The sequence below is a fragment of the Pseudomonas sp. H2_A10 genome (assembly GCF_054680085.1).
Genome location: NZ_CP162821.1, coordinates 2,635,822 through 2,657,480, shown reverse-complemented (window position 1 = coordinate 2,657,480; position 21,659 = coordinate 2,635,822). Strand labels below are relative to the sequence as shown.

General features: G+C 61.4%; 23 protein-coding genes. All 23 read right to left on the bottom strand.

All coding sequences use genetic code 11. The features are described from left to right. Positions 1-6: 6 nt before the first annotated feature. The 23 genes from AB4O23_RS12420 to fliH all read right to left on the bottom strand — a co-directional run bounded on the left by AB4O23_RS12420 (position 7) and on the right by fliH (position 21,649). Positions 7-2,238, bottom strand: a complete 2,232-nt coding sequence (locus AB4O23_RS12420) for a chemotaxis protein CheA (RefSeq protein WP_135196172.1) — start codon at positions 2,236-2,238, stop codon at positions 7-9. 11 nt (positions 2,239-2,249) lie between these two features. Beyond that, on the bottom strand, positions 2,250-3,038 hold the full coding sequence (locus AB4O23_RS12415) for a protein phosphatase CheZ (RefSeq protein WP_017527636.1): 789 nt from the start codon (positions 3,036-3,038) through the stop codon (positions 2,250-2,252). Positions 3,039-3,056: 18 nt separating this feature from the next. After that, the gene (locus AB4O23_RS12410) at positions 3,057-3,431 is read right to left on the bottom strand and encodes a chemotaxis response regulator CheY (protein WP_460084910.1); all 375 of its coding nucleotides are present in this window, start codon (positions 3,429-3,431) and stop codon (positions 3,057-3,059) included. Between the two features lie 169 nt (positions 3,432-3,600). Next, positions 3,601-4,341, bottom strand: coding sequence for an RNA polymerase sigma factor FliA (gene fliA, locus AB4O23_RS12405; RefSeq protein WP_460150502.1), 741 nt, complete (start codon positions 4,339-4,341; stop codon positions 3,601-3,603). Then, positions 4,338-5,171, bottom strand: coding sequence for a flagellar synthesis regulator FleN (fleN, locus tag AB4O23_RS12400; protein ID WP_003192912.1), 834 nt, complete (start codon positions 5,169-5,171; stop codon positions 4,338-4,340). Before fleN ends, fliA begins: the two co-directional genes overlap by 4 nt. Before the next feature lie 104 nt (positions 5,172-5,275). Further along, complete coding sequence (gene flhF / locus AB4O23_RS12395; protein ID WP_017527634.1) at positions 5,276-6,592, bottom strand: flagellar biosynthesis protein FlhF; 1,317 nt, start codon at positions 6,590-6,592, stop codon at positions 5,276-5,278. 12 nt (positions 6,593-6,604) lie between these two features. Then, complete coding sequence (gene flhA, locus AB4O23_RS12390) at positions 6,605-8,719, bottom strand: flagellar biosynthesis protein FlhA (protein ID WP_263290669.1); 2,115 nt, start codon at positions 8,717-8,719, stop codon at positions 6,605-6,607. 272 nt (positions 8,720-8,991) lie between these two features. Next, on the bottom strand, positions 8,992-9,201 hold the full coding sequence (locus AB4O23_RS12385) for a cold-shock protein (protein WP_017527632.1): 210 nt from the start codon (positions 9,199-9,201) through the stop codon (positions 8,992-8,994). A 398-nt stretch (positions 9,202-9,599) separates the two neighbouring features. After that, complete coding sequence (flhB, locus tag AB4O23_RS12380; protein ID WP_017527631.1) at positions 9,600-10,736, bottom strand: flagellar biosynthesis protein FlhB; 1,137 nt, start codon at positions 10,734-10,736, stop codon at positions 9,600-9,602. Between the two features lie 3 nt (positions 10,737-10,739). Further along, entirely contained in the window at positions 10,740-11,525 is a 786-nt protein-coding gene (gene fliR, locus AB4O23_RS12375) for a flagellar biosynthetic protein FliR (RefSeq protein ID WP_017527630.1), read from the bottom strand. Between the two features lie 4 nt (positions 11,526-11,529). Beyond that, positions 11,530-11,799, bottom strand: coding sequence for a flagellar biosynthesis protein FliQ (gene fliQ, locus AB4O23_RS12370; RefSeq protein WP_003175300.1), 270 nt, complete (start codon positions 11,797-11,799; stop codon positions 11,530-11,532). Between the two features lie 4 nt (positions 11,800-11,803). Beyond that, positions 11,804-12,547, bottom strand: a complete 744-nt coding sequence (gene fliP, locus AB4O23_RS12365) for a flagellar type III secretion system pore protein FliP (protein ID WP_017527629.1) — start codon at positions 12,545-12,547, stop codon at positions 11,804-11,806. Beyond that, complete coding sequence (gene fliO / locus AB4O23_RS12360; protein WP_017527628.1) at positions 12,547-12,981, bottom strand: flagellar biosynthetic protein FliO; 435 nt, start codon at positions 12,979-12,981, stop codon at positions 12,547-12,549. Before fliO ends, fliP begins: the two co-directional genes overlap by 1 nt. A gap of 1 nt (position 12,982) precedes the next feature. Further along, positions 12,983-13,450 carry a flagellar motor switch protein FliN gene (fliN, locus tag AB4O23_RS12355; RefSeq protein ID WP_017527627.1) on the bottom strand — a complete coding sequence of 156 codons (468 nt, stop codon included), beginning with the start codon at positions 13,448-13,450 and terminating at the stop codon, positions 12,983-12,985. Positions 13,451-13,506: 56 nt separating this feature from the next. Continuing rightward, on the bottom strand, positions 13,507-14,475 hold the full coding sequence (gene fliM, locus AB4O23_RS12350) for a flagellar motor switch protein FliM (protein ID WP_017527626.1): 969 nt from the start codon (positions 14,473-14,475) through the stop codon (positions 13,507-13,509). A gap of 9 nt (positions 14,476-14,484) precedes the next feature. Beyond that, positions 14,485-14,985 (bottom strand): flagellar basal body-associated protein FliL, encoded by a 501-nt coding sequence (fliL, locus tag AB4O23_RS12345; protein ID WP_017527625.1) that lies wholly within the window; start codon positions 14,983-14,985, stop codon positions 14,485-14,487. A 161-nt stretch (positions 14,986-15,146) separates the two neighbouring features. Beyond that, positions 15,147-16,481: a flagellar hook-length control protein FliK gene (locus AB4O23_RS12340; protein WP_065878066.1), complete on the bottom strand. Its 1,335-nt coding sequence runs from the start codon at positions 16,479-16,481 to the stop codon at positions 15,147-15,149. Positions 16,482-16,568: 87 nt separating this feature from the next. Continuing rightward, positions 16,569-16,916 (bottom strand): Hpt domain-containing protein, encoded by a 348-nt coding sequence (locus AB4O23_RS12335; RefSeq protein ID WP_065878068.1) that lies wholly within the window; start codon positions 16,914-16,916, stop codon positions 16,569-16,571. Positions 16,917-16,946: 30 nt separating this feature from the next. After that, on the bottom strand, positions 16,947-18,665 hold the full coding sequence (locus tag AB4O23_RS12330) for an ATP-binding SpoIIE family protein phosphatase (protein ID WP_460063361.1): 1,719 nt from the start codon (positions 18,663-18,665) through the stop codon (positions 16,947-16,949). Then, a complete protein-coding gene (locus AB4O23_RS12325; protein ID WP_017527621.1) occupies positions 18,662-18,967 on the bottom strand; it encodes an STAS domain-containing protein in 306 nt (101 codons plus the stop codon). The genes AB4O23_RS12330 and AB4O23_RS12325 overlap by 4 nt, the downstream gene beginning before the upstream one ends. A gap of 116 nt (positions 18,968-19,083) precedes the next feature. Next, entirely contained in the window at positions 19,084-19,533 is a 450-nt protein-coding gene (gene fliJ / locus AB4O23_RS12320) for a flagellar export protein FliJ (RefSeq protein ID WP_017527620.1), read from the bottom strand. A 3-nt stretch (positions 19,534-19,536) separates the two neighbouring features. Then, positions 19,537-20,895, bottom strand: a complete 1,359-nt coding sequence (gene fliI, locus AB4O23_RS12315; RefSeq protein ID WP_017527619.1) for a flagellar protein export ATPase FliI — start codon at positions 20,893-20,895, stop codon at positions 19,537-19,539. Further along, positions 20,885-21,649: a flagellar assembly protein FliH gene (fliH, locus tag AB4O23_RS12310; RefSeq protein WP_065878070.1), complete on the bottom strand. Its 765-nt coding sequence runs from the start codon at positions 21,647-21,649 to the stop codon at positions 20,885-20,887. Before fliH ends, fliI begins: the two co-directional genes overlap by 11 nt. Between the last annotated feature and the right edge of the window lie 10 nt (positions 21,650-21,659).

Below are 21,659 nucleotides of genomic sequence, written 5' to 3'. Positions count from 1 at the left end.
CCAGAATCAAATACGCCGAGCGGCGTAACGCTTGAGCATGCTCGGAACATCGAGAATCAGCGCGATCCGACCGTCACCGGTGATGGTCGCACCCGACATGCCCGGGGTTCCCTGCAGCATTTTGCCCAAAGGCTTGATGACCACTTCTTCCTGGCCCACCAGTTGATCGACGACAAAGCCGATACGCTGGGTACCCACGGAGAGAATCACCACATGACCTTCGTGCTGCTCTTCATGGGCGGCCGATGCAACCAGCCAGCGCTTGAGGTAGAACAGGGGCAGCGCCTTGTCGCGCACGATCACCACTTCCTGGCCGTCCACCACGTTGGTGCGCGACAGGTCGAGGTGGAAGATCTCGTTGACGTTGACCAGCGGGAAGGCGAACGCCTGGTTGCCCAGCATCACCATCAGGGTCGGCATGATCGCCAGGGTCAACGGCACCTTGATCACGATCTTCGAGCCCTGGCCCTTGGTCGAGTAGATATTGATCGAGCCATTGAGCTGGCTGATCTTGGTCTTCACCACGTCCATGCCGACGCCACGGCCCGACACATCGGAAATCTCGGTCTTGGTCGAGAAGCCAGGGGCGAAGATCAGGTTGTAGCACTCGGTGTCGGTCAGGCGGTCGGCGGCGTCCTTGTCCATCACGCCACGCTTGACCGCGATATTGCGCAGGATGGTCGGGTCCATGCCCTTGCCGTCATCGGTGATCGACAGCAGGATGTGGTCGCCTTCCTGCTCCGCCGCCAGGATGACTTTGCCGCCACGGGACTTGCCCGAGGCTTCGCGTTCTTCCGGGGTTTCGACGCCGTGGTCGACCGCGTTGCGCACCAAGTGGACCAGCGGGTCGGCCAGGGCCTCGACAAGGTTTTTGTCGAGGTCGGTTTCTTCACCCACCAGTTCCAGGTTGATCTCTTTCTTCAGTTGGCGCGCCAAGTCACGCACCAGGCGCGGGAAGCGGCCGAAGACTTTCTTGATCGGCTGCATCCGCGTTTTCATCACGGCGGTTTGCAGGTCGGCGGTCACCACGTCGAGGTTCGACACGGCCTTTTGCATGGCTTCATCGCCACTGCTCAGGCCCAGGCGCACCAGGCGGTTACGTACCAGCACCAGCTCGCCGACCATGTTCATGATGTCGTCCAGCCGCGCGGTGTCCACGCGCACGGTGGTTTCGGCTTCACTGGCGGGTTTGTCCGCAGGCGGCGCCGCGGCGGCGGCACGCGCTGGGGCCGCAGCCGGCGCCGCCGCTGGGGCAGGTGCCGGTTTGGCGGCTGGAGCGGCTGGAGCGGCAGCTTTGGCGGGTGCAGCCGCTTTGGCGGCAACCGGTGCTGCCGTAGCGGCGGCAGGTGCAACCTCGCTGAACTTGCCCTTGCCGTGCAAATCGTCAAGCAGGGCTTCGAATTCGTTATCCGTGATCAGGCCATCAGCGGCAGGCTGCGCAGGGGCGGCAGGCGCAGCGGCGGTGGCGGCGACTGCCGGCAAGGCATCGGCCGCAAAGGTGCCTTTGCCGTGCAGTTGGTCGAGCAACGCTTCGAATTCGTCGTCGGTGATGTCGGTGCTGACCGGCCCGCCCGCTGCGGCAGGTGCAGGAGCGGCAGCGGCAGGCGCCACCGCATCAGCGGCGAACTGGCCTTTGCCATGCAGCTGGTCGAGCAGCGATTCGAATTCTGCGTCGGTAATGTCTTCGCTGGTCGGCGCCGCTGCCGGGGCTTCGGCGGCCGGTGCTTCGGCTTCGGCCTTGACGGCACTGAGGGAGTTGAGCAGTTGTTCGAACTCAGTGTCCGTGACATCCGCTTCAGGCTCCGCCACAGGCTCCGGCGCCGCTTCAACCACCGGCGCGCAAGTGTCCGCAGGCTCTGCATAGCGCGCCAGGGCCGCCAACAGTTCCGGCGTGGCCGCCGTGATCGGGGCACGTTCACGCACTTGGCTGAACATGCCGTTGACCGCATCCAGTGCTTCGAGAATCACGTCCATCAACTCCGAATCAACGTGACGCTCACCCTTGCGCAGGATGTCGAACACGTTCTCGGCGATGTGGCAGCACTCCACCAGCTCATGGAGCTGGAGGAAGCCGGCGCCCCCTTTTACAGTGTGAAAACCGCGAAAAATTGCATTGAGCAGGTTCGCATCATCCGGGCGGCTTTCCAGCTCGACCAGTTGCTCGGACAGTTGCTCTAAAATTTCGCCGGCCTCTACAAGGAAATCCTGAAGGATCTCTTCATCGGCGCCGAAGCTCATGTGGGTGCTCCTTAGAAGCCTAAACTGGATAACAGGTCATCTACGTCATCCTGACCTGACACAACGTCTTCACGTTTATCGGCATGAATCTGCGGACCTTCACCCTTGGCGAGATGTTTTTGTGGATCTTTTTCCGAGAGGATCGCTTCGCGGTCATGTTCAATGCCGGCAAAACGGTCAACCTGGCCTGCCATAAGCACCAATTTGAGCAAGTTGCTTTCCACTTCGGTGACCAACTGGGTCACACGCTTGATCACCTGACCGGTGAGGTCCTGGTAATCCTGGGCCAGCAAAATATCGTTGAGGTTGCTGGAAACCGTGCGGTTTTCCTGCTCGCTGCGCGACAAGAAGCCTTCAACCCGACGTGCCAGCTCACGAAACTCCTCAGCCCCGACTTCCCGGCGCATGAAGCGGCCCCAATCGGCGCTCAGGGCCTGGGCTTCAGTGGCCATGCCGTTGACCAGGGGCGTGGCGTTCTCCACCAGGTCCATGGTGCGGTTGGCCGCCGCCTCAGTCAGCCTGACCACATAGGACAGGCGTTCGGTGGCATCGGTGATCTGTGAGATTTCTTCGGCCTGGGGCATGTGCGGGTCAATCTGGAAATTGACAATCGCACTGTGCAGCTCGCGTGTGAGCTTGCCCACTTCCTGATACAGGCCGCGGTCACGGGTCTGGTTGAGCTCATGGATCAACTGCACCGCGTCGCCGAACTGGCCTTTTTCAAGGCTGTCGACCAACTGGTGAGCATGTTTTTTCAGGGTCGACTCAAAGTCTCCCTGTGACGTTTCGTTATGCTCCATAGCTCCCCCGCGATGGCATCAGCCGTGGATGCGTTCGAAGATTTTTTCGATCTTCTCTTTCAGAGTCAGTGCAGTGAATGGCTTGACCACGTAACCGTTAACACCCGCCTGGGCAGCTTCGATGATCTGCTCACGCTTGGCTTCGGCGGTGACCATCAGCACGGGAAGGCTGCGCAGCTTTTCGTCGGCCCGCACATGACGCAGCAAGTCGATACCGGTCATGCCCGGCATGTTCCAGTCGGTTACCAGAAAGTCGATGCTCCCGCTGTTGAGGATCGGAATCGCCGTAAGGCCATCATCCGCCTCGACCGTGTTTGTGAACCCAAGGTCACGCAACAGGTTTTTTATGATCCGCCGCATCGTTGAGAAGTCATCAACGATGAGGATTTTCATGTTCTTGTCCAATTCGACCTCCAAGCAGTCTTAAACGCGCCCAGCACCTGGACGCGTCATTTCAATCAACAGGCATTACACAAAAAGGACTGCCGGGGGCACCACGGGCCGAACCCGCGAAGATCCATCACCTTCGCGGTATCGCTTTGCAGTGTCCCCACACTGCCTGTCAGCGCGCTCGCCACTCTCCCAAACGCCCCCGCAAGCGAGCGGCGCACTGGCTGTGTAACTGGCTGACTCGCGATTCGCTGACCCCCAGGACCTCACCGATTTCCTTGAGGTTCAGCTCTTCGTCGTAGTACAGCGCCAATACCAGTCGCTCACGCTCAGGCAAATTGGCAATCGCGTCCGCCAACGCACCCTGAAAGCGTTCATCTTCCAGGTCTCGCGCCGGCTCCATATGAGTACTCGCGCCGTCCTCGTGCAGCCCTTCGTGTTCACCGTCCTGCAACAGGTCGTCGAAACTGAACAGGCGGCTGCCCAAGGTGTCGTTCAAAATCCCGTAATAATCGTCGAGACTCAATTGGAGTTCGGCCGCAACTTCGTGATCTTTAGCGTCGCGACCGGTTTTTGCTTCAATTGCGCGAATTGCGTCACTGACCATGCGCGTATTGCGGTGTACCGAACGAGGCGCCCAATCACCCTTGCGCACTTCATCGAGCATGGCGCCCCGGATACGGATACCCGCATACGTCTCGAAACTCGCGCCTTTGGTGGCATCGTATTTGGTTGACACTTCGAGCAGGCCAATCATGCCGACCTGGATCAGGTCTTCTACCTGGACGCTGGCGGGCAGGCGTGCCAGCAGGTGATAGGCGATGCGCTTGACCAGCGGCGCATAACGCTCGATCAACTCGCCCTGACTGTCACGGGCGGACTTCTTGTAGGCGTTATAGCCGTTCGCTGTCATAGCACGGGTCCTGCGCTCGTCTGATGTACCAATCGCTCGACGAAAAACTCCAGATGCCCCCGTGGGTTGGCGGGCAACGGCCAAGTATCGACCTTTTGGGCAATAGCCTTGAACGCCAATGCGCATTTGGAACGAGGGAACGCTTCGTAGACCGCACGCTGCTTTTGCACAGCCTTGCGCACACACTCGTCGTAGGGAACTGCACCGACGTATTGTAAGGCGACATCGAGGAAGCGATCCGTGACCTTGGTCAACTTGGCGAACAGGTTGCGCCCTTCCTGCGGGCTCTGGGCCATGTTGGCCAGTACGCGGAAGCGGTTCATGCCGTAGTCACGGTTAAGTAATTTGATCAGGGCGTAGGCGTCGGTGATCGAGGTGGGTTCATCGCAGACCACCAGCAACACTTCCTGCGCCGCGCGCACGAAGCTGACCACGGATTCGCCGATCCCGGCGGCGGTGTCGATCACCAGCACGTCGAGGTTGTCGCCGATATCGCTGAATGCCTGGATAAGGCCGGCATGCTGCGCCGGGCTCAGGTGCACCATGCTCTGGGTGCCGGAGGCGGCCGGCACGATGCGGATCCCGCCAGGGCCTTGAAGCAGCACATCGCGCAGCTCACAGCGCCCCTCGATCACATCGGCAAGCGTGTGTTTGGGCGTCAACCCCAGCAGAACGTCGACGTTCGCCAGTCCCAGGTCAGCATCCAGCAGCATGACGCGACGGCCAAGTTCTGCCAGGGCCAGGGACAAATTCACTGACACGTTAGTTTTTCCGACGCCACCTTTGCCGCCGGTCACCGCGATCACCTGTACGGGATGCATGCTGCCCATTTTATTTCTTTACCTTGTCTTGCTTAGACGCAGGCTACATGGCTTGGCCGCGTGAATCGCTTGCAGACCATCGATGTAGATACTTTTCACGGTGTTCATCTGACTCAACCGACCCGTTTTGCCGGGTTGTGATAGAGATCGGCGAACATGTCGGCCATCGCTTCCTCGCTAGGCTCGTCTTGCATTTGTACGCTGACGGCGCGGCTGACCAACTGATGACGGCGCGGCAGATGCAGATCATCCGGGATCCGCGGCCCATCGGTCAGGTAAGCCACCGGCAGTTCGTGGCTGATAGCCAGGCTCAGCACTTCACCCAGGCTGGCGGTTTCATCCAGTTTAGTCAGGATGCAACCGGCCAGCCCGCAGCGTTTGTAGCTGTGATACGCAGCGGTAAGAACCTGTTTCTGGCTGGTGGTTGCAAGCACCAGGTAATTTTTTGACTTGATGCCACGCCCGGCCAGGCTTTCGAGCTGCATACGCAACGCCGGGTCGCTGGCTTGCAGGCCGGCGGTGTCGATCAGCACCACGCGCTTGCGCAGCAGCGGGTCGAGGGCATTGGCCAGGGATTGACCGGGGTCGACATGGGTAACCGGCACATTGAGGATGCGGCCCAGGGTCTTGAGCTGTTCCTGGGCGCCGATACGGTAGCTGTCCATGCTCACCAGCGCGATATTCTGGGCGCCGTACTTAAGCACATAACGGGCGGCAAGCTTGGCCAGCGTGGTGGTCTTGCCCATGCCGGCCGGGCCGACCATGGCGATCACTCCGCCCTCTTCCAAGGGTTCGATCTGTGGCGTGGTGATCATCCGCGCCAAGTGGGCCAGCAACATGCGCCAGGCCTGGCGAGGCTCTTCGATTTCGTGGGTCAGCGCCAACAGGTCGCGGGACAACGGGCCGGACAGGCCGATGCGTTGCAGGCGACGCCACAAGTTGGCCTGTTGCGGTTTGCTGCCTTGCAGTTGGGTCCAGGCCAGCGAGCCGAGCTGCACTTCGAGCAACTCGCGCAGGCCATTGAGTTCAAAGCGCATCGAGTCGAACGCGCGCTGGTCGACTGCGGCGGCCGGGGCGGGCGCGGCAGGACGCGGCGGTTCGATGAAAGTGGGCTCGACCAACGGCTCGGCAGCCGTCAGCGGCAGGCCGGCGAACAACTGGCGATTGGTGGTGGCATCGCTGTCGCCGCGCATGCTCAGTTCGGCCTGGGCCGAGACGATGCGCGAGGCAGTCTTGCGCAGCTCGTCTTCAAGCTCCATGTTCGGCACGCGCGGCGCCAGGGCCTGGGGGGTGTAATCCAGGGCAGCCGTCAGCTCGACACCGCCGGCAATACGACGGTTACCGATAATCGCGGCGTCGGCGCCCAGCTCATCACGGACCAGTTTCATGGCCTGACGCATATCGGCGGCGAAAAAACGCTTCACTTGCATAACCCACTACCCTCAGCCGTTGGGCCCTACTGTCGCGACGATAGTCACTTGCTTGTTGTCAGGAATTTCCTGATAAGCCAAAACGTGCAAATTCGGTACTGCCAGGCGCCCGAACCGCGACAACATTGCCCGGACCGGGCCTGCCACCAGCAGAATCACCGGTTGGCCCTGCATTTCCTGGCGCTGCGCGGCGTCGATCAACGAACGCTGCAGTTTTTCAGCCATGCTTGGCTCCAACAGAACGCCCTCTTCCTGGCCTTGTCCTGCCTTCTGAATACTATTGAGCAATATTTGTTCCAACCTTGGTTCCAAGGTGATCACAGGCAGCTCAGAGTCAAGCCCTACAATGCTTTGCACGATTGCACGCGACAATCCGACACGCACCGCCGCCACCAGCGCGGCGGTATCTTGACTCTTGGCGGCATTGTTGGCGATGGCCTCGGCAATGCTGCGAATGTCGCGCACCGGCACCTGTTCGGCCAGCAGCGCCTGCAGCACTTTGAGCAGTTGCGACAGCGACAGCACGCCCGGCACCAGCTCTTCGGCGAGTTTTGGCGAGGCCTTGCCCAGCAAACCCATCAATTGCTGGACTTCTTCGTGACCGATCAACTCGTGGGAGTGCTTGTACAAAATCTGGTTGAGGTGGGTGGCGACCACGGTGCTGGCGTCCACCACGGTATAGCCCAGGGACTGCGCCTGGCTGCGCTGGCTGATTTCGATCCATACCGCCTCCAGGCCAAAAGCCGGATCTTTGGCGGTAATGCCGTTGAGGCTGCCGAACACCTGGCCGGGGTTGATCGCCAGCTCGCGGTCCGGGTAAATCTCGGCTTCGGCCAGGATCACCCCCATAAGCGTCAGGCGGTAGGCACTGGGCGCCAGGTCGAGGTTGTCGCGGATGTGCACGGTGGGCATCAAAAAGCCCAGGTCCTGGGACAACTTCTTGCGCACCCCCTTGATCCGCGCGAGCAATTGGCCGCCCTGGTTGCGGTCCACCAGCGGAATCAGGCGGTAGCCGACTTCCAGGCCGATCATGTCGATGGGCGTCACGTCGTCCCAGCCCAACTCCTTGGTTTCCTGGGCACGGGCCGGGGATGGCAGCAGCTCCTGCTGGCGCGCGACCTCCTGCAGCGCCTGCACTTTGACTGCGTTTTGCTTTTTCCAAAACAGGTAGGCACCGCCGCCGGCCAATGCGGCCATGGTCAGGAACGACACATGAGGCATGCCCGGCACGATACCCATGATCGCCATAATGCCCGCCGCCACGGCCAGGGCCTTGGGCGAGGCGAACATCTGCCGGCTGATCTGCTTGCCCATGTCTTCGGAGCCCGACGCACGGGTCACCATGATTGCAGCGGCTGTTGATAACAACAGTGATGGCAATTGCGCCACTAAACCGTCACCGATGGTCAGCAAGGCGTAGACCTTGCCCGCGTCGCCGAAGGTCATACCGTGCTGGAAGATACCCACGGCAATGCCGCCGATCAGGTTGATGAACAGAATCAGCAGGCCGGCGATGGCGTCACCGCGCACGAATTTGCTGGCGCCGTCCATGGAGCCGTAGAACTCGGCTTCCTGGGCCACTTCCAGGCGGCGCGATTTGGCCTGGTTCTGGTCGATCAAGCCGGCGTTGAGGTCGGCGTCGATGGCCATCTGCTTGCCGGGCATGGCGTCGAGGGTAAACCGCGCGCTCACCTCGGAAATCCGTCCGGCGCCTTTGGTCACCACCACGAAGTTGATGATCATCAGGATCGCGAACACCACGATACCGACCACGTAGTTACCACCGATCACCACTTCACCGAAGGCCTGGATCACCTTACCGGCCGCGGCGTGGCCGTCCTGGCCATGAAGCATCACCACGCGGGTAGAGGCCACGTTCAACGCCAGGCGCAGCAGGGTCGCCACCAGCAAAATCGTCGGGAACACCGCAAAATCCAGGGGCCGCAGGGCATACACGCACACCAGCAGCACCACCACCGACAGGGCGATGTTGAAAGTGAAGAACACGTCGAGCAGGAACGGCGGCATCGGCAACATCATCATTGCCAGCATCACCAGCAACAACAACGGCACACCCAGATTGCCCCGCGAGAGGTCAGTCAGGGTCGTACGGGCCGTGCCGAGCATTTGAGAGCGATCCACCACCGGTATTCCTCGTAACGTAAAGCAAACTTTTGACGCCGGGAGGCATCCTGGTGGCGGTATTGCAAGAAGCTGTCCAACTTTGGTTTGGGGGCGTGAACAACCTCACAAGCGAGCGTTTCTAAAGCCCTAGCCCCAGTTAAATGTGGGAGGGGGCTTGCTCCCGATGGCGGTGTATCAGGCAATAGATTAATTGGCTGAACCACCGCTATCGGGAGCAAGCCCCCTCCCACATTTGGATGTGTGTGCGTCCAGCGCTACCCCGCAACGGGTCGTACGTTCATAGCCTGAGGCCCTTTCTTTCCTTGCTCGCTCTCGAACTCAACCTTCTGATTTTCTTCGAGCGTCCTGAACCCTTCACCCTGGATCGCGGAAAAGTGAACAAAGAGATCAGCTCCACCCTCATCCTGAGTAATAAACCCAAAGCCCTTTTCCGCGTTGAACCACTTCACCGTACCCCTAGCCATTGTCGTTCTCCGTAATCGCGACTGAGCCGCGACTCAGATATCGGCGCTCGCATCAACACGCAACGCATAAATGCCGTCGGGCCGATGAATCATTCGAAACGTCAGTTTTTTACCTGCATAAAGCACCGTCCCAGCCCAATCGTCCCGGCGAATCATCACGCCCTCTTCCCCGGAGCGCGGCACAACCCACCCCAACCCGGTCTCGGGGTCATACGATCCGACACGCCCTCTGTACCTATTCACCGCCACGCTCCCAGCCTCTCGTCTACGACCTGTGCGCCGTGCCTGCTGTAATGAAACCCGGGCGAGCGGCGGCTGGCTACTGTCAGAGTTGACAGGTAGACACCGATTGAGAAGAGGTGGTAGCGGCAACCGTTGAAGGCCAGGTGAGATGCGAATTAAGAGTCGCGGCGCAATTCCGGCGGAATCGGCAGGTCCTTGAGCGGGTCCGGGCGTTTGCCCGTGCCGGCGCGGTATTGGCGGATTTGATAGACATACGCCAACACCTGCGCCACGGCCAGGTACAACCCGGCAGGGATTTCCTGGTCGAGGTCGGTGGAGTAGAAGATCGAACGCGCCAGCTCCGGCGATTCCAACAGCAGGATGTCGTTGGCCACGGCGATTTCGCGGATTTTAAGGGCGGTGAAGTCACTGCCCTTGGCCAGCAGCATCGGCGCGCCGCCCTTCTCCGGGTCGTACTTGAGGGCCACCGCATAATGGGTCGGGTTGGTGATGACCACATCGGCGTCAGGCACTGCGGCCATCATCTTGCGCTGGGACATTTCGCGCTGCAGTTGGCGGATACGTTGCTTGACCTCGGGCCGGCCTTCCTGGTCCTTGTGCTCGTCACGCACTTCCTGCTTGGTCATCAGCAATTTCTTGTGGCTTTCCCACAGTTGGATCGGCGCATCCACCGCCGCAATGATGATCAAACCGGCCGACATCCACAGCGCGCTCCAGCCGACCACCTGCACGCTGTGGATGATCGCCGACTCCAGCGGCTCGTGGGCGATGCGCAGCAAATCGTCGACGTCGGACGACAACACCGACAGCGCCACGAACAGAATCAGGATGAATTTGGCCAACGCCTTGAGCAGTTCCACCAGCGCCTTGGCGGAAAACATGCGTTTGAGCCCGGCGGCCGGGTTCATGCGGCTGAATTTGGGCGCCATGCTGCCCGCCGCGAACAACCAGCCACCAAGGGCGACCGGGCCGATCAGCGCGGCCAGCAGCAAGGTAATCAGAATCGGCTGTACCGCCAGGATCGCGATTTTCCCCGAGTGCAGCAGGTATTGCCCCATGGAGTCCGGGTTGAGCAACACTTCACGGGGCAGGCTGAAGTTGTGCTTCATCAATTCCAGCAGGTCCAGCGCCAGACCACCGCCGTAGATCAGCAAGGCGCCGGCACCGGCCATCATGGTCGCAACGGTATTGAGTTCTTTGGAACGGGCAATCTCGCCTTTTTCCCGGGAGTCCTTTTTACGTTTCTCCGTGGGGTCTTCTGTCTTGTCCTGACCACTCTCGCTCTCGGCCATGGCTCAGCGCGCCCGTGCCAGGTCACGTAAGAACTGCAGGGCATCGGTCGCCAGCGGTTGATACTGATTGAGAATGTCGGCCATGCCGATCCAGAAAATCCACATGCCCAATACGAGGGTCAATGGGAAACCAATGGAGAAGATGTTCAGTTGCGGTGCGGCGCGGGTCATCACGCCGAACGCGATATTGACCACCAGCAGCGCAGTGATCGCCGGCAGTACCAACAACAGGGACGCGCCCAACACCCAGCCCAGGCGCCCCACCACTTCCCAGAAGTGATTGACCACCAGCCCCGAGCCCACCGGCAGGGTGGTGAAGCTTTCGGTCAGCACCTCGAACGCCACCAAGTGGCCGTTCATGGCCAGGAACAGCAAGGTCACCAGCATGGTCAGAAATTGCCCGATCACCGCCGCCGACACGCCGTTGGTGGGGTCGACCATGGACGCGAAACCCATGCCCATCTGGATCGAAATGATCTGCCCGGCAATCACGAACGCCTGAAAAAACAGCGACAGGGAAAACCCCAGCATGGCACCGATCAACACCTGCTCGGCGATCAGCAGCAACGCGCTCAGGTCCAGCGCATTGACCGGCGGCATCGGCGGCAACCCCGGCACGATCACCACGGTAATCGCCACCGCGAAATACAGGCGAATACGCCGTGGCACCAAGGTCGTGCCGAACACCGGCATAGCCATCAACATGGCCGTCACACGGAACAACGGCAGGATGAACGAAGCCACCCAGGTACTGATCTGGGTATCGGTCAACGCCAGCAGCGAGTTCATCGGATCAGCCGATCAACTGCGGAATACTGCCGTACAACTGCAGGATGTATTCCATGAAGGTCTGCACCAGCCACGGGCCGGCGACAATCAGCGTGACCAGCATCACCAGCAGGCGCGGCAAAAAGCTCAAGGTCTGTTCGTTGATCTGCGTCGCGGCCTGGAACATCGCCACCAGCAGGCCCACCAACAGGCTCGGTACCACCAGCACCGCGACCATCATGGTGGTCAGCCACAGCGCTTCACGGAACAGGTCAACGGCTACTTCTGGAGTCATCGCGCTATACCCCGCCGAAGCTGCCGGCCAAGGTGCCGATAATCAGCGCCCAGCCATCCACCAGCACAAACAGCATGATCTTGAACGGCAACGAAATGATCAGCGGCGAGAGCATCATCATCCCCATGGCCATCAGCACGCTCGCCACCACCAGGTCGATAATCAGGAACGGGATAAAAATCATGAAGCCGATCTGGAACGCCGTCTTGAGTTCCGAGGTCACGAATGCCGGCACCAGAATGGTCAGCGGCGCCTGGTCCGGGGTGGCGATATCGGTACGTTTGGATAGACGCATAAACAGCTCAAGGTCGCTGGAACGGGTCTGCGACAGCATGAAATCCTTGATCGGCCCCTGCGCCTTGTCGATTGCATCCTGGGCCGTCATTTTTTCCGCGAGGTACGGTTGCAGGGCTTGCTGGTTCACCTTGTCGAACACCGGCGCCATGATGAACATCGTCAAGAACAGCGCCATGCCGGTGAGGATCTGGTTCGATGGCGTCTGTTGCAGGCCCAGTGCCTGGCGCAGGATCGAGAACACAATGATGATCCGCGTGAAACTGGTCATCAGCATGACGAACGCCGGAATAAAACTCAGCGCGGTCATGATCAGCAGGATCTGCAGGCTGACCGAATATTCCTGGGCCCCGGCGGCGTTGGTACCCAGCGTAATGGCCGGGATCGACAACGGATCGGCGCCAAACGCCAACGGCGCAGCCAGCAACAGCATGAGCGTCAATAAAACGCGCATTACTTCTTATCCTTCTGATCCTTGCCCAGCAACTCCATGAGGCGCTGAGCGAATTCGGGCGTGGCGGGCTGGGATTGGGTGGTTTGTACCGGCGTCTTGAGCACGTGCAGCGGGGTGATGCGGCCAGGGGTGATGCCCAGCAGGATCTGCTCCTCGCCCACCTGCACCAGCACAAGCCGATCACGCGGACCAAGCGCACGCGAGCCGACCAGCTCAATCACCTGGGCGTTGCCCGGGCCGATGCTCTGCACGCGGCGCATCAGCCAGGCCAGCACGAAAATTACACCGACCACCAGCAGCAGGCCCAACACCAGTTGTGTCAATTGCCCTGCAACGCTGCCGGTAACCGGCGCGGCGACGGCCTGCACCACCGGCTCGGCGGCCCAGGCATCCAGTGGCAGCGCGACCAACAGTCCCACCATCAGCCGTTTCATATCAGCGCAACTTCTTGATGCGTTCACTTGGGCTGATCACGTCAGTCAGGCGGATGCCGAACTTCTCGTTGACCACCACCACTTCACCGTGGGCAATCAGGGTGCCGTTGACCAGTACGTCCAACGGCTCGCCGGCCAGGCGGTCCAACTCGATCACCGAACCCTGGTTGAGTTGCAGCAGGTTGCGGATGTTGATGTCGGTGCTGCCCACTTCCATGGAAATCGACACCGGAATGTCGAGAATCACGTCCAGGTTCGGACCGTCCAGGCTCACCGGCTCATTGTTCTTGGGCACGCTGCCGAATTCTTCCATTTGCAGGCGGTTGCCGGCAGGCGCGGTGGCGGCGTCAGCGGCCAGCAGTGCGTCGATATCGTCCTGGCCAACTTCGCCGGTTTCTTCCAGGGCAGCCGCCCATTCGTCAGCCAGGGCCTGGTCTTCGGCGGAAGTGTTTTCGTGTTCGGTAGCCATTACATGTCCTCGGCGGAGCAAACATTCATAAATAGGGATGTTTCAAACGGGTGGCGTCAACGACGAGTGATCGACTCCACCACCTGCAGCGCCAGGTTGCCCTTGTGGGAACCAAGCTTGACCTTGAACGACGGCACGCCGTTGGCGCGCATGATCATTTCTTCCGGCAACTCGACGGGAATGATGTCCCCCGGTTGCATGTGCAAAATATCTCGCAGGCGCAACTGGCGACGGGCCACGGTGGCGCTCAGCGGTACGTCGACGTCCAGCAGGTCTTCGCGCAGGGCCTTGACCCAACGCTCGTCCTGGTCGTCCAGGTCGGACTGGAAACCGGCGTCGAGCATCTCGCGCACCGGCTCGATCATCGAGTACGGCATGGTCACGTGCAGGTCGCCGCCGCCGCCATCGAGTTCGATGTGGAAGGTGGACACCACAATCGCTTCGCTGGGGCCGACGATGTTGGCCATGGCCGGGTTCACTTCCGAGTTGATGTACTCGAAATTGACTTCCATGATCGCCTGCCAGGCTTCCTTCAAATCGATGAAGGCTTGCTCCAGCACCATGCGCACCACGCGCAATTCGGTTGGGGTGAATTCGCGCCCTTCGATCTTGGCGTGACGGCCGTCACCGCCGAAGAAGTTATCCACCAGCTTGAACACCAGTTTGGCGTCGAGGATGAACAACGCGGTGCCGCGCAGCGGCTTGATCTTGACCAGGTTGAGGCTGGTGGGCACGTACAGCGAGTGCACGTACTCGCCGAACTTCATCACCTGCACGCCGCCCACCGCCACGTCCGCCGAACGGCGCAGCATGTTGAACATGCTGATGCGGGTATAACGGGCAAAACGCTCGTTGATCATCTCCAGGGTCGGCATGCGCCCACGGACGATACGATCCTGGCTGGTGAGGTCATAACTTTTGACGCTGCCGGGGTCGGCAACCATTTCGGTCTGTACCAGACCATCGTCCACACCATGCAGCAGCGCGTCGATTTCATCCTGGGACAGCAGGTCTTGCACGGCCATGTCGTGATCCTACTGCAATACGAAGTTAGTGAAGAGCGCCTGCTCGATCACGACTTTGCCGAGTTCCTTCTGGGCCACTTCCTGCACACTGGCAGTGACCTTCTGACGCAGCATTTCCTGGCCCACCGGAGTGGCCAGGGTGTCGAAGCTCTGGGCGGAGAACAGCATGACCAGGTTGTTGCGGATCACCGGCATGTGCACCTTGAGTGCGTCCAGGTCCGACTGGTTGCGCGCCAGCAAGGTAATGCTCACCTGCAAATAGCGTTGGCGACCGTTCTGGTTGAAGTTGGCGACAAAGGCCGGAAGCATCGGTTCGAAGATAGCCGGTTGCTTGGCGTTACTGGCGGTTTCGGCAACCGGCGCCGGTTTGCTTGCACTGCTGTGCATGATGTACCAGGTGCCACCCACCGAAGCGCCGATGGCCAGGAGCAGGCCCACGACTATCAACAGGATAAGCTTGAGCTTACCTTTGCCTGCGGGTGCTTTTGCTGCGTCGTCGCTCTTCGCCATGCCAATAATCCGTCACTATTCGGGGATTCATAGATCTACGCAAAGGCAAGAGCAAGTGTTATGCCAGAGTTGTCCGGCAAGTCGCAGACGAAAGCACACCCCAAAGCAAATGTGGGAGGGGGCAAGCCCCCTCCCACATTTTGTCCTACGCCAGGCTCAGGTCAGGCGTAGTAGTCCACGGCGCTGGAGCCGATCACGGTTGAGGTCAGGGGCGCCACGGCCTCAGCCACATCAATGGGGTTGCCGCCATCGCCATTATCACCACCGCGCCCGCCGCTGCCGCTCACACCACGGGTCTGGGCCTGCTGTTGTTGTTGCTCCTGGCCACGGGACTGGTCGGAAACGTTGACGTCCACCTGGCCCATGCCCTGCTGCGCGAACATTTCCCGCAGGCGGCCGGACTGGCTTTCCAGCGCTTCACGCACCACCGGGTGGGCGCTCATGAAGTTGACCTGGGCCTGTTGATCGGCGGTCATGTTGACTTTGATATCCAGGCGTCCGAGTTCGGCGGGCTGTAATTGGATCTCCGCCGATTTGAGGTTGGCGCTGGACAGGTACATCACACGGTTGACGATTTCGTCGGTCCAGCCGCTCTGGTGCATGGCCAACGGTGCGTTGGCCACCGGCGGCAAGGCGTTGGCGGTTTTCGGCGTGGCCGCCTGGGTCAGTGCCGCCAGGCGATTGGCGAAGTCGTCGACACGGGTGTCGCTGCTGGCGCCCTTGAGGTCCTTGAGGCCCTCTTCGATCAGCCCGGTAAAAGCTTTGTCGCCGCCCTGGTCGGTGCTGTCCTTGGTGGCCTGCTGGTCGACCATGCCGGCCAGGCCGGCGGCGAAATTCTGCGCGGCGGTCGGCTGATCCTGGGCGGGCGGCGGCGCAGTCTTGGCCGAGGCCTGACTGCTGGCCGACACATGCCCGCCCTGCTCCATCGCCAGGCGCACGGCCGGCATCGCATCCAGCGGGTCGGCCGCGGGGTCGAAGGCGGGCTTGATCTCATCGGTGGCCGTGATCGGCGCGGCAACCTGCGCCTTGGGATCAGTCGGCGCAGCGGCGGGTGCCGGCGTCTCGACGGGAACCGGTACCGCCACCGGGGTGACGGTGGCTACCAACGCCGGATCGACCACCGGGTCAACCGCAGGCTGTTGCGCCAGGGTCGGGTCAACCGGCGCCGCCTCATCCGTACTGGCGCTGTCATCGGAGGTGGCCGCCGGCTTGGCAGGCAAGCTATTGCCGCTATCGGCAACCGCCGGTTTGCTGGCGGCAGGCTTGTCGCTGCCGGCTGCCGGTTTGGCGGCGGCATCGGCGGTCTTGTCGCGCATCGGCTTGGTCGGGGTATCGTCGCCCTTTACCGTCGGTTTCGAGCCTTGGCTGGCAAACACTTGAGCGAAGCCTGGGCCCTTGTCCCGTGGCTCCGCGGCCACCACCGGCGGGTTGGCGGCAGGTGCCTGGGGTTTGGCCGCGGCGGCAGTCTGAAGCAGCGAATTGGGAGCGACTGGCATAGGTAAAGGTCTCCACTGCATGGGGATCGGGGATGCAGTATCAGGAGGTAGAGCAAGAGTCGGGCCAGGTTCGCGATTAACCTGCCATCACAGCTGAAACCGTTGCCGCTCGCGCTCATACAAAGGCCGAACCAGGGCGAACTCAAGGTCAATCTCGTTCACCAGCTTCCCCAAGTCTATGTGGGCAGGTTCGGCCGACCCGTCTTCCAGTCGCCGGCAAAGATCGGCCAGCCGCACCGCCCCCAGGTTGCTGCTGCTGCCCTTGAAGCTATGCGCGATCCGCCCCAGCGCCTTGGCATCGTCACGCGCCTTGCGCAGCGCTTCGACGCGTTTCTGGGAGTCGTCAAGAAAGGTGTCGAGCAGCTTGGGATACTCACTTTCCATGACTTCCTGCAAACCCGACAACACCTGCGGGTCCAAATGAACCTCAGCCACTTGCTCGCTCCTTGATCAAGAATCGGCGGATTATGCCAGAGCCTCCCAGCAAAACTCTACGCAGACGCTGCGCCCACCGTCAGACCAGCCTACATCGCTGCTCAATTGGCGCACCAGGCTCAAGCCCCGGCCGGACAGGCGGTCCGTATCCAACGGTCGGGCCAGCACCTGCTCCACGTCGAACCCCGCGCCGCTGTCCTCCAGGCACAGGGTCATTTTGCCGCCCGTCGCGGTCGGCACCACGTGGATGCGCACCCGCACGTACCCATCGCTCAACTGCGCCAGGCGGTCATTGCGCTGGCGGTAGTACTCGGCGAAACCCTCGGCATCGCGTTTGAGCCGCGAGTCCAGGCCAAGCACGCCATGCTCCAGGGCGTTGGAATACAACTCGGCCATCACGCTATAGAGCGCCCCGCTCTGCTCGCGCAGGCCATGGATCTCCAGCAACAGCTGCAGCAGATAAGGCAACGGGTTGTAGCGCTTGAGGGTGTCGGCCCTGAACTCGAAATCCACCGACCAATCCAGCGGGCACGACTGGCCGCTGTCGGCATACAGCGGCCCCGTCACGCGCACCGCCGGGCCGGGCTCCAGGGTGATTTCCACCATGCTTACGTCATCGCGCGCCTCACCACGAAACGCGGCCAGCGCCTGTTCGATATCTTCGAACAGGCGGTCCGGCTCGCGGTTGGCGGCGAACACCTGATGCAAACGCTGCGTGCCAAACAGTTGCTCATTGGCATCGGCCGTCTCCAGTACGCCGTCGGAGAGCAGGAACACCCGGTCGCCAAGCGCCATCGGCCAGACTTCGGTGCGGTCATCGAACGCTTGCGGCGACAGCACCCCCAAGGGCAAATGCCGCGATTGCAGCGGCGTGCGTTTGCCGCTGGCCACTTCATGCACATAGCCGTCGGGCATGCCGCCGTTCCACACCTCGACCACGCGCCGCTGGGTGCTCAGGCACAGCAGCGTGGCGCAGCAGAACATGTCCACCGGCAGGATGCGTTTGAGCTTGGCGTTCATCTCCCGCAGGGTTTGCGCCAGGCCATAGCCTTTGGCGGTCATGCCATAGAACACTTCGGCCAGGGGCATGGCGCCCACCGCCGCCGGCAGGCCGTGCCCGGTGAAGTCGCCGAGCAGCACGTGCATATCGCCGGACGGCGTGTAGGCCGCCAGCAATAAATCACCGTTGAACAGCGCATAGGGCGATTGCAGATAGCGGATATTCGGCGCGGCGTTGATACAGCCCGAATGCGCGACCTTGTCGAACACCGCCTTGGCCACCCGCTGCTCGTGCAGCAGGTAATCATTGTGCTTGGCGATCAGGTCGCGCTGCTCCAGCACCGTGGCTTGCAGGCGGCGCAGGCGGTCCATGGCATTGATCTTGGCCGCCAGGATCAATGCGTTGTAGGGCTTGGGCAGGAAATCATCGCCACCCGCATCCAGGCATTCGGCGAGGTCGGCGCTTTCGCTCAGAGAGGTCAGAAAAATAATCGGGACCAGCGCTTCACCCGCCAACTGCTTGATCCATCGCGCGGCGATAAAACCGTCCATCACCGGCATCATGGCGTCCATCAGCACCAGGTGCGGACGCGCGCGGGCAAAGACTTCCACGGCTTCCTCGCCGTTGGTGGCGGTGAGCACGTGGTGACCCTGGCGCCGCACGATAGTCGACAGCAGCAACAGGTCGGCCGCGCTGTCTTCGGCGATCAGAATGCTCAGCGGCTCGGAGACTGGGGCCAGGACTCTCAATTGATATCGAACAGCTTGTCGAAGTTGGAGATGGCGAGGATCTTGCGCACGTCGGAGTGGGTGTTGATAACCCTGACTTCCGCGTCGTCACCGCCCGCGTGGTCGCGCAACAGCAGGAGCATGCCCAGGGCCGAGCTGTCCATGTAGGTGGTTTCTTTCAGGTCGACGATGTAAGTCTCGGGAACCTTGTAGAAACGCTCATATGAATCTCGAAACGCCCGGTGACTGCCGAAATCGAACCGGCCCTTGATTGCAATCGTCAACTTCTTCCCATCCAGGGATACTTCTGACTCGACTGACATATGACAGCTTCCTTGTCATTGAGATACACACAAGGTTTAGCAGGTGAACCGGAAGTGGGCAACACAACAAATCAAATGTGGGAGCAAGCCCCCACATTTTTTCCTGCCGGGCGTAGTTAGAACTGTTGTTGGCGCGGAAGGCGTTGTGATAATTCGTCGAGCAGTTTTTGCTCGCGCTTGTCTTCCAGCGCTCGCGCCTCGTCGATATAGCGCTGCACCAGCTTGCGCAGCCCCTCGACCCTGGCAAACGCCGCTTGCCAGCTTTCGCGGGCTTTATCGAGATTGTTCTGATGCCAGGCCAGGCTCTGGCGCTGCTGGGCGACCGCCGTTTCCAACTGGTTGAGAAAGCCCTGGTAGCCCATCAACCACTGGCCCGACACGCCCTTTGTGCCGCGTTCGATCCATTGCTGCTGGTACTCGCTGCGAAAGCGCTCCAGGTCGCCCAGCTTGCTTTCGGCCAGGCGTACCTGGCCTTGGAAGTAACCCAGGCGCTGAACCGCGGTTTTCTCGGCCTTTTCGGCCATCTCCACCACGGGAGCCAGGCGCGCGGCGCGGCTGTTGGCCATGGCTTAGCCGCCTGGCGCAGGGGCAAAAATGGACTGCAAATGCGCTTCGCTTTCACCCATGCTGATCTTGTCATTGAGGCCCTGGCGCAGGTAGGTCACCAACTGCGGCTGCAGGGCGATCGCCAGGTCGGTGTCGCGATCACCACCGGCCACGTAGGCACCGACGCTGATCAGGTCACGACTCTGTTGATAGCGCGACCACAGCTGCTTGAACTGCTGCGCGCGGGTCATATGCTCGGGCGTGACCACCGCCGGCATCACCCGGCTGATGGACGCTTCGATATCAATGGCCGGGTAGTGCCCTTCCTCCGCCAGGCGCCGCGACAGCACGATGTGGCCGTCGAGCACGCCCCGCGCCGAGTCGGCAATCGGGTCCTGCTGGTCGTCGCCTTCGGACAAAACGGTATAGAACGCGGTGATCGAACCGCCACCGGCCTCGGCGTTACCGGCACGCTCCACCAGCTTGGGCAGCTTGGCGAACACCGACGGCGGGTAGCCTTTGGTGGCGGGCGGCTCGCCGATGGCCAGGGCGATTTCCCGCTGGGCCTGGGCGAAACGCGTGAGCGAGTCCATCAGCAACAGGACGTTCTTGCCCTTGTCGCGAAAATATTCGGCAATGCGCGTGCAGTACATGGCAGCGCGCAAGCGCATCAGCGGCGCATCGTCCGCAGGCGAGGCGACCACCACCGAGCGCTTGAGGCCTTCTTCACCGAGGCTGTGCTCGATGAACTCCTTGACTTCCCTACCCCGCTCGCCGATCAGCCCGACCACGATGATGTCGGCCTCGGTAAAGCGGGTCATCATGCCCAGCAACACCGACTTACCCACGCCGGTACCGGCGAACAGGCCCAGACGCTGGCCACGGCCGACCGTCAATAAACCGTTGATGCTGCGAATACCCACGTCCAGCGGCACGCTGATGGGGTTACGGTTGAGGGGGTTGATGGTCGGCCCGTCCATCGGCACCCAATCTTCGGCCTTCATGCCGCCCTTGCCGTCCAGCGCGCGGCCGGCACCGTCGAGCACACGGCCGAGCATGCTCATGCCCATGGGCAGGCGGCCGGTATCGGCCAGTGGCACTACACGCGCACCGGGGGCGATGCCCGCCAGGCTGCCGACCGGCATCAGGAAAATCTTGTTGCCGGAGAAGCCCATCACTTCAGCCTCCACCTGCACCGGGTGGTAGCTGTCGTCGTTGATCACCATGCAGCGGCTGCCCATGGCGGCACGCAGGCCTTCGGCTTCGAGCGTCAGGCCGACCATGCGCAACAGACGCCCTTCGAGGATCGGCTGGCCGGGCAACTCGGTGGCCTCGACGTAGCCGCCCAGGCGCTTGGCGAAGCTGGTGCGATCAAGGCGCATCGGCGGCGTCCAGGTCCACGCTCAGGTCGGGTTCGGCCGGGTTCAGCGCTTGCTCGTGCTGTTGGTCCAACAGCTTGGCCATGATCTGACTGATGCGGGTTTCCACCGTGGCATCGATGCGGCTGTGTTCGGTCTCGACCCGGCATCCACCGGGCTGCAAGGCCGCATCTTCGACGATGCGCCAGGTTTCTTCATGGCGCTCGCGCAGGGCTTTGACCTGCTCGAAATCCTGCGGGTTGATGTACAAGCGCACATTGCCGACGCCCAGGGGCAGCAGCTTGAGGGCCTCGCGCATCACGCTTTCAATATGGCTGGAGTCCAGCACCAGTTCGCGCTGGATCACTTGACGGGCGATGTGCTCCACCAGGCGCACCATGGCTTTTTCGATCTGCGAGTCCTGCTCGGCGATGGGCTCGAACAGCCCGCCCATCAAGCGCTCCAGGCTGCCCAGCTTGACGCTCAACGCCGCCTCGGCTTCCTGGCGCACTTTGAGGGTGGTGCTGCGAAAGCCGTCTTTCTCACCGGCGGCGAAGCCTTCGTTGTAGGCCTCCTGACGGATGCTTTCCAACTCTTCCAGGGTCAGTGGCTGGACTTCTTCCAGCGGCACTTCTTCCATTTCCACCGGCAGTTCGACCACCGGTTCCGGCTCGGGCTCCGGCACATGCGGGTCGAAACTGGGCAACGACCAGATGTCGAACCCACCGACATCCCGTGCGCGAATCAGATCGCTGGGCGCCTCATCTTTGTTCGACATGCGTGGCGCC